The 8,229-nt window shown below is 36.9% G+C and carries 6 protein-coding genes; all 6 read right to left on the minus strand.

Annotation, left to right across the window (positions count from 1 at the left end; translation table 11 throughout):
• Positions 1 to 108: 108 nt before the first annotated feature.
• Positions 109 to 822 (minus strand): hypothetical protein, encoded by a 714-nt coding sequence (locus BAQ44_RS09325; protein WP_000494456.1) that lies wholly within the window; start codon positions 820 to 822, stop codon positions 109 to 111.
• A gap of 16 nt (positions 823 to 838) precedes the next feature.
• Positions 839 to 2,521 (minus strand): DEAD/DEAH box helicase, encoded by a 1,683-nt coding sequence (locus BAQ44_RS09330; protein ID WP_080466598.1) that lies wholly within the window; start codon positions 2,519 to 2,521, stop codon positions 839 to 841.
• A gap of 60 nt (positions 2,522 to 2,581) precedes the next feature.
• The gene (gene ltrA, locus BAQ44_RS09335) at positions 2,582 to 4,381 is read right to left on the minus strand and encodes a group II intron reverse transcriptase/maturase (protein ID WP_001272778.1); all 1,800 of its coding nucleotides are present in this window, start codon (positions 4,379 to 4,381) and stop codon (positions 2,582 to 2,584) included.
• Between the two features lie 700 nt (positions 4,382 to 5,081).
• The gene (locus BAQ44_RS09340; RefSeq protein ID WP_061129934.1) at positions 5,082 to 6,761 is read right to left on the minus strand and encodes a DEAD/DEAH box helicase family protein; all 1,680 of its coding nucleotides are present in this window, start codon (positions 6,759 to 6,761) and stop codon (positions 5,082 to 5,084) included.
• A 71-nt stretch (positions 6,762 to 6,832) separates the two neighbouring features.
• Positions 6,833 to 7,060: a hypothetical protein gene (locus BAQ44_RS09345; protein ID WP_000114818.1), complete on the minus strand. Its 228-nt coding sequence runs from the start codon at positions 7,058 to 7,060 to the stop codon at positions 6,833 to 6,835.
• Between the two features lie 15 nt (positions 7,061 to 7,075).
• Complete coding sequence (locus BAQ44_RS09350) at positions 7,076 to 8,197, minus strand: DUF6094 domain-containing protein (RefSeq protein WP_000406895.1); 1,122 nt, start codon at positions 8,195 to 8,197, stop codon at positions 7,076 to 7,078.
• Positions 8,198 to 8,229 lie beyond the last annotated feature (32 nt).

An 8,229-nucleotide genomic window follows, 5' to 3' on the forward strand; every position in this document is an offset into this window, starting at 1 on the left:
TCCCACTCATTTGTACAAAAATAAAAAAATGTTTTATCCTTGTACAAATGAGTGGAAAAATGCTGCATTCATACTATCTATCTATAAAAATACAACTAGGAAATTAATTTATATATTCCCTAGTTGTCTATCGCTCCATTCAACTAATGTATAAGAATACGGTGAATCAATTTGTAATTCTAAATACAACGGTCGATTTTCTGGTAAGATTTCTCCCTCTGTATGAATCCAATAACGCTTGTTATCCGACATATTCAGTACGCGTGTCAGTCCTTGTTCTCGTCTTATTACTTTTGCAGTCCACCCAACCCGATTCATATCTTCTACCTCTGATACTCCTTGTGGAAAAGGTAGATTCTGTTCTGTTTCTAGTGGGATTGGCAACTGTTCTAGTTCCGAAAACATCTCCTCATATTTAAATACTTCCTCTGGTATATCCTCATCGCTCGGAAAAGGAATTTCATATTCTGCTTCAGAAGCAGGAGTATGATGAAATTCTTCAGCATACTCCACTTCTTTTGCAACTTCCTTGTCCTGCTCAAACGCTTTTTCTTCTTCGCCTACATTTATTCGAATAGATGTAGCAACTAAATCGTATATATTGGCTACATCCTTTTCTAAGGTAATCTCTTTCGTTGGAACAGTAACACGTTCTTGTTCCCTACCAATAGGTCTATTTTCTCTCGGACACCAATAAACAGGTCGTTCCACCGGTTCTGGCCCTTTTTCTTTTTTCTTCTCTTCTATCAACATGTTTCTTTTGGTTTTGCAAACTACATAAACCATATAGCAAATTAGTGCGATAAGAAGTTTCGTAAACATGACTTTCCCCTCTCGTTTAACCAAATAAATCAAACTCAAATTGTCCTTCAATTACTTTATTTTTTCGTTTTCCTTTTCCTTTCTTTTGAGAACCATCTACTTCCACAATCAATTCATCCCAGAGTGTAATGTCTTGTTTTTGTACAAGCATACGCTTATCGGCATTCAATGTTGTTAAAGTACGTATGATATCTTCTACATTCCCGTCAATTTCAAGTTTACGTTGCTTTACTACAACGCCAGGAACTTTTTCTTCTTGGATATATTCAACGGCTTTTTGCACAAATTTCGCATCTTCCATATACGATACGTCAAATGTACTCGGTAATGTTTTCACCCAGTTTGTAAATTGGATCTCAATTGATTCAAACACTGGTGTAATTACTTTACCGATATTTGCAAGTACTCGCTTAGATTCTTCCGATGCTGCCTGTGTCCACTCTTCTGTTGAACCTTTTAATTGATTCCCGCTTTTAATATTTTGGATTAATAACGTCTGAAGATCTCCTGTATCACCAAGCATTGCATTCAGTCCATCACTTGTTGCATCACCATTCATTGCTTCAGCAGCTTTATTCTTTTGGGCAATTAATTGCGCCATCTGTTCTTGGAATGTTTCTCGATATCCAAGATAGAAAGTTCTGCATTGCTTTGTTTGACCAATGCGCCAATGTCTTCTTGCAGCCTGATTTAATGTAAATAAGCTGAATGATAATTGGTAGAAAATTAATGTTGGCGTCGCCAGCAAGTCCAATCCTACCTTAACTAATTCTTGTGAACAGATGATAACATTCACACCGCTATTTACTTGCTCTTTTAACCATGCACTGCGCTTTGGCGGAGTAACTGTATTCGTACGAAGTATAGCTACTTTTGCCCCAGGCACTTGCTCTGCAACCTTTTGTAAACGAGGCTGAATGTCTCGTTCTTTCACTGTAGATCCTGTATCAGATACATAAATGATGGTTGGACGGCCTTCAGAGATTTCAGTATGCAATATTTCTTGCAGCTTCTTCTCCTTCGGCTGTATACAATCCTCATCAAATCTGAATTCTTCGTTGGACCAAACTAATTCTCTTTCCGCATTATCTAAGTGATAGTTTGGGTAGTGATTCATATTGTCTGGATACGAATTTCCTGTACGAATATAAGAGAGCCATAGTTTCCCAACATCTGGTGTACCTTTCGCCCCTTCAATCGCCTTCTCAAAAGATTCTTTCATATGCTCATAAGCCTGTTTTTGTTCTTCCGACATATCGACAAGAATCGTAGGTACATTAATTAACTCCACAGGATTTGGCCACACATCTTTTAAGCGCACATTAATGGTTGTATCCATTAAAAATTGGGTAAACACATAAGGTGAAATACCAGGTACGACCTTGGTTTTATCTAAATTACCTTGTGCTCCACGTGAAGCTATATTAGATGTGACCTCACCATCATGGTAATATGTTCTCTCGATATTTCCGTAGGTTTCATTCCATTCCATTAAAGAACTATATTCAAACCCACTTTTCACCATTTTTTGAGGGAACAGACGCCATAACGTATAGAATACGTCGCTTGCGCGCCCACCAAATAATGTACCTGTTCCAGCTACGACTTTCTTACAAACCCTTGCTAAACTTCCTAAAGCAGTTCCTTGTGCTGTTTCACTCTTTAATAGCGATAGGTAAGGTTTTGAAGTAATCTCCACCTTTTCCCCCGCTCCACACCGTACGTGAACCTTTCAGCTCATACGGCGTTCCCTCTAGTTTTATCTAATAGTAATTCTTTCGAGTTTACATAGCTTCCTGAGTTGGTTGATTTTCTCAATTTGTTTTGTGTGCAATCGTAATCTATTAACATACCTTAGTACGGTGCCTTCTAGTGATGCATGGATTAATGTATGGATATCTTTATGAACGATAATAAGATTCTGAAACTCATCTGTTCCACCAAGGAAAGTGGGTTTCTTATGATGACAGTGAACATCTCTAGCTTTAAGCGGTAATCCAGTAATAAAACATTTCCCTTTTTGTGCGGAATATTTGGATAGTCTATTGTCCATATATTCGATGCTTCTATTAGGAAGTCTGGATTTCATCAGCTCGGTAAGTTCTTTGTCCCAATCGAATACTTTTTCATCTGTATAGGGGTTAATGGACTGTGAATAATTTAGATTATTCTTTGTTGTAACCTGTCCTATAGGAAAAAGATATACACCTGCTACCCTGTATGTTTTACGTGTATTTTTGTAAAACTTTAGGTATGCCCCTTTCTCTGGAAGTTCATTGGGCTTGCCATACCATGCAATTTTTTTCAGTCGGTTGTTAAGAGTTCGTAAAACCCTATATTCAATGTCGCTCATATCCTTAACAATGTGAGTAGCATATTGGAAATTATTTTGGACTCCTAATACTACTGAATTGTAAAGATTTGCATTGCCGGCCGAAGGATGCTTTTGTATCTCATAGATTCTTTCTTTTAATTTCGTGATGATTTGTTTTTGTTTGTCATCATCTATATGCGAGAAGAATACCCTTTTGTTTCCCTTGATAGTAGATTTAAATTTATAACCTAAGAAGGAAGAAGACTTCTTTCGAAGATTAATAATTTTTGATTTATTTGGTGAGATTTCAAGCTTTAGTCTTTTATTTAAAAAATCAACTACTGCATGAAACCATTTAACCGCTGAATCGTGAGTGTTAGTCATGATTCTAAAATCATCTGCGTACCTCACTAAGAATCCTTCTTTAAGTTTAGAATTTCTTCTAAGGTTAACGTATTTGGAATAGTTGACGGAGTATTGGTACCTCGTTTCAAAGCATTCCCATTGATCGGCTACCCATTGGTCTAAGTCATTGAGGACAATGTTAGATAGCAGTGGTGAAAGAATTCCACCTTGGGGTACGCCTTTTGTTGGTATACCTTCTCCTTTAATCGGTGCTTTAAGCATTTTGCTAATTACAGCGATTACTCGTTTGTCTCTTATGCCAATATTCCAGACTTGTTTAAGAAGAATGGAGTGATTTACATTATCAAAGAAACCTTTTATATCAATATCAACCGTGTAGTGATATTTGTTGATATTTACTAATGTTTGAACTCTTGCAACCGCATGTCGTGTAGTACGTGTTGGCCTAAAACCATAAGAATGATTGTAGAATTTCCCTTCGCATATTGGTTCCAGAACGTTCAGGAACATTTGTTGGACGATTCTGTCTTGTATGCAAGGAATACCTAAAGGTCTTTTCCCTTTTGAGTAATTTTTATCTATCCATACACGTCTAACCGATTTTGGTTTGTAGTTTAACACTAGTTCTCTCATATAATGAATGAACTCATCTTGATTAGTATTAGCAAGATCCAAAATTGTTTTGTCATCAGTACCCGGGGTTTTTGAACCGGTGTTTGATTTAACTTGCCGATATGCTAATAAAATATTTTCATCCGAAATGACAATCTCTAGTAGGTTCTTGAAATTCTTAGTACCCTCACGACTTCTTTGGAATAAATCATTCTGTATTCCTGTGAAATCGTAGTATTGTTTATGTCGATTTGCTATCGCGCTCATTGGTGTAGAAATCAGCTCCTCTAAGTGATTTCCAACTCACCTTCTTACCCGAAATATGAGCTACAACTCTAACTCGAATTTCTATTGGTAAAACTAGACTTGGGCCTATCCCTCCACTATGTTTCCATAGCTTCAACGGTACTGTGACCCTACTTTCACAACCATAAACACATTTCGATTCGTTATTGAATCTTATAGTGAACTTCCCACTGATAGGTGTTTGGTATAGAAGTTGGCTGCTTACCACGTTCCAATATACCTAGCTTTACATATACCCTTAGATGGCTGCTTTACACCTGTGAGCCTTATAGTCTCTTTGTTGACTATGCCGATTTTCATAACGAATAATCTTACTCATCGGTATCTCACACTACATAAGTAGCAAGAAAGGTTTCCCATTCTTTAGTCCTATAGGCGCGTACATTCGCAGTCTTCGTCAGTTCCCCATGGAACATTCTCATCATAGGTATTTTATAGCGTCCCGGCCTATCTCTAACCATACCCTCTCTGTAAGAGTGGCTTTAGAATTAGATTCAGCCGACTTCACCTAGTTTCATACATAACGCAATGTATCTCTATCAAGATAAATGCATGTAGGAGTATTAGACTGTCAGTTTCAGCTCAACATGACGGCTTTCATTCCTGACATCGGTATATCAGTTGTACCTAAAATACTTTTAGGCCACCTATTTCGTATCAATTAAGCGACACTTATAAGGTAACGTGTCACACATTCGTGAACTTCATCAACGATAAGAGCATCAAAGAAGTGTTTCATTTTTCTACGAATATACTCAACAGTAGCTACCTTTCGATATGCTCTTCCTGATTGTTTCGCATCATATGGCTTCACACGATTCTCTAGCTCTAGTTGTTTTTGCAGCGGTTTATTTCCCTCTTTTATTGCTTGTACTAATTTATTTTCATATTTGGTCCAATCTTTAAAACTCGCATATTTCGTTTTTACTTTTGGACTCCAAATGTTTGAATTACAATCAGCACATACACTATTTTTATTTGTTTTCGAATCTAAGTCACTTGCTGTAAAATCTTTATACTGGCAGACTTCTTTCTGTTCACCATTAGCTTGTTGAACTATAATAGAAGACGTTTTTTTACGTAACTTAGCACCACAATCTGGACAATAGTATCCATTCTTATAATATCTTTGCACCTCTTCCTCCGATTTCTTGGAAAGTGCAATTTGCTTATAAGGTAATGGCATCTGTTTAATAGAATCCCCTCGCATTGTAGTAAAACTAATGACAAAGAAGGTTGGCTTTTCTGGTTTTGGTCTTCCTGCCTGGATCCAAGATTGATGAATGCGAATTAAATCCTCTGTACGTTTAATCAGATGTACATCTGCGTCTGGTATTAAGTGTCGTATTTCTTCTTTTGCCCACTTCTCAGTTAGAGTCGGTGGCACAAATACGCAGGTACGATATCCTTTTTGTCCTGTCAAATGGAAATATCCATCTACTGTCGCTGTCATAATTGCACTTTTTCCGCTCGACATTTCCCCCTGTATAATGATCCCTTTTTGTACTTGTAATGCTTTTGCTGCACCTGTTGCTACATGTGCCTGTACAGGGAATAATGGTCTTTGGTATGTATCAAAATGAGATAATGCCTGTTCTTTCATCGGTTGATGTAAAGGCTCATCTAATTTTGTTACTTTATCAAGCATGACAGGCGAATATTCCAATAGATATTCATTTAAATCATTAATTTCATTGATCTTTTCACCTGTACCCTCTTGCGGGAATTGACATTTTCCAGTACGTATCATTTCTGATAAAAACTCTTTACAATCCTCCTCTTTTAACGCTACCTGCGCAATAGATAGAGAAGTAAATTCATTTCTATCAAAATACACATTTAATGGTTGTAACAAATTTCTTGTTAACATCTCTTCATAAATTGGTTTCGCCCATTCTTCTAAAATTGGGAGACCATATGGAGGAGCCATTAAGAAATCTCTTACTTGCATTTCTGGTGCTTCATCAATTGCCACAATATACTTTTCTTCTAATTCTTTAGAAAACGCAATAATTGCCTTTTTTCTATTTACTGTTTGTGTATTTATAAACTCAAATTGCCCTTTCGAATTTACATTCATTTTTTTGCCTAATACATAATGTAATTCTTCTTTTTGCCCCTCTCCAAAATACAAACGACTAGTACCCATTGATATGGCTGCTCTGAATGACTTTAATGTACTGTCATTCGCACCTAACACTGCAAATTGCATTTGGTTGTTATGATTAACTGCCATAGCAAAGCAGAAAGCTGAATGTGAAGCAGTGCCTGTCTCCAATTGCAACATCGCTGGTGTTTGTTCCTGGTCAAATGTATCTTGTTGAATTATTTCTTGTAACATAAGTTTCCCTCCTAAAATAAAAAACGCATCTTATTCGATACGTTTCATGTCCTACTCATTCAATTTATTGGTTAAAAATCTATAAACTGTTTCCACTCTGGTAATGATTGTTCAGCCGCATGGAGCATATCACTGGCACCTTGAAAAACAGAGAATTGCTCTAATACTTCCAAAGATGTACCTGCACCTAATTGAGAAGCACATAAACAAATAACTGTAAGTACAATAGCAATACGAAATATACGATTGCTAAACTCCCATACAATGTATAGTGCTCCTATCCCTAACAGTACAGACATATCTCTCTTCCTTTCCTAGACAAGTTCTTTGACTTCACCAGTTGGTGTTGCGATGATAAATTTCGCGCGGCGTTTTTGTAATACAACTTCTTTCGTTGTTGTTTCCAGTTTCTCGAATGAAGTTTCAAAAAACACATTTTCAGAACCACGAACAGCATGGAGTGTATCACCTTCACCAAGCAATCCATCTGCCACACCCGTTATCAGCAATAGTCCTAATTGTCCAGAAGCAATTGGCATCTTTGCTCTCTCTGCAGCTGTTTTCTCAGCTTGAAGTGAGTAACCATTTCCTCTATTTAAGCGTTTCTTTAATGTTAAGATCCCCTCTGATTTACCTACACCTTCATAAGCATCTTTATAATCTACGCGAGATGTGAAAATTAATTTATTTTGATTTCGTAATGTAGGTATAGTCCAACTTTTACGATTCACCATTTGCGCTAATGTATTTACATGTTCTCTAACAAAATCTAGTTCTGACATATTCTCACAAAAATTAGCGAATCGATCGTTAAAATATGTATCATTTTTCGTAGCTGCACGCTTACGGCCAATAAAGACACATTGTTTAAATTGCTCAAATTCTTCATTTTCATCACCAAAACGCATTAACCCGATTTCCTCGTAATTCTTAGCTAAAAAGTAGCTAATTTCATCTCGAGCAAAACGATCGTATGGAATGACATACACCATAATGCCACCGTCTTGTAAATAATGGTGTGCACGCTTTAAGAAGTTAAACTCCATTTTCTCTGATTTCTTTTTTTCTGTCCGAAGCTCTGTATTATACGGTGGGTTTAAAAAGATAAGTGGAAAATAGTCATGACTAATCATCATACTTTCAAAGCTAGAGCGTATTACTACGTCTAATTGCTCTTTTGCTTTGTTATATCGATTTGCATCTAATTCCACACCATATGTATCAAGTTGTATACCAACTTGTTTCACCGCATCTGCAAAACTTCGTAAAATTGTACCTTCTCCACAACATGGATCAAAGCAAGCATAAGCTCGCTCTGATTCCATTTGTAATAACTGTATTAAATGATTCCCTTCTGTTAGTGGTGTTGGATAAAATCCCGCCGCTAAATCATTTCCTAAAATTGTCGATAGGTAAGTCTTTGAGGTTATCTCCAACTTTTCCCCCGATCCGCACGGTACGTGCCACT

Source organism: Bacillus mobilis (assembly GCF_001884045.1).
GTDB lineage: Bacteria > Bacillota > Bacilli > Bacillales > Bacillaceae_G > Bacillus_A > Bacillus_A mobilis.

Bases quoted from the DNA above. Each gene is read 5' to 3' on its own strand.
- ltrA (WP_001272778.1), bottom strand. From the start codon at position 4,381: ATGAGCGCGATAGCAAATCGACATAAACAATACTACGATTTCACAGGA.
- BAQ44_RS09325 (WP_000494456.1), bottom strand. From the start codon at position 822: ATGTTTACGAAACTTCTTATCGCACTAATTTGCTATATGGTTTATGTA.
- BAQ44_RS09340 (WP_061129934.1), bottom strand. From the start codon at position 6,761: ATGTTACAAGAAATAATTCAACAAGATACATTTGACCAGGAACAAACA.
- BAQ44_RS09345 (WP_000114818.1), bottom strand. From the start codon at position 7,060: ATGTCTGTACTGTTAGGGATAGGAGCACTATACATTGTATGGGAGTTT.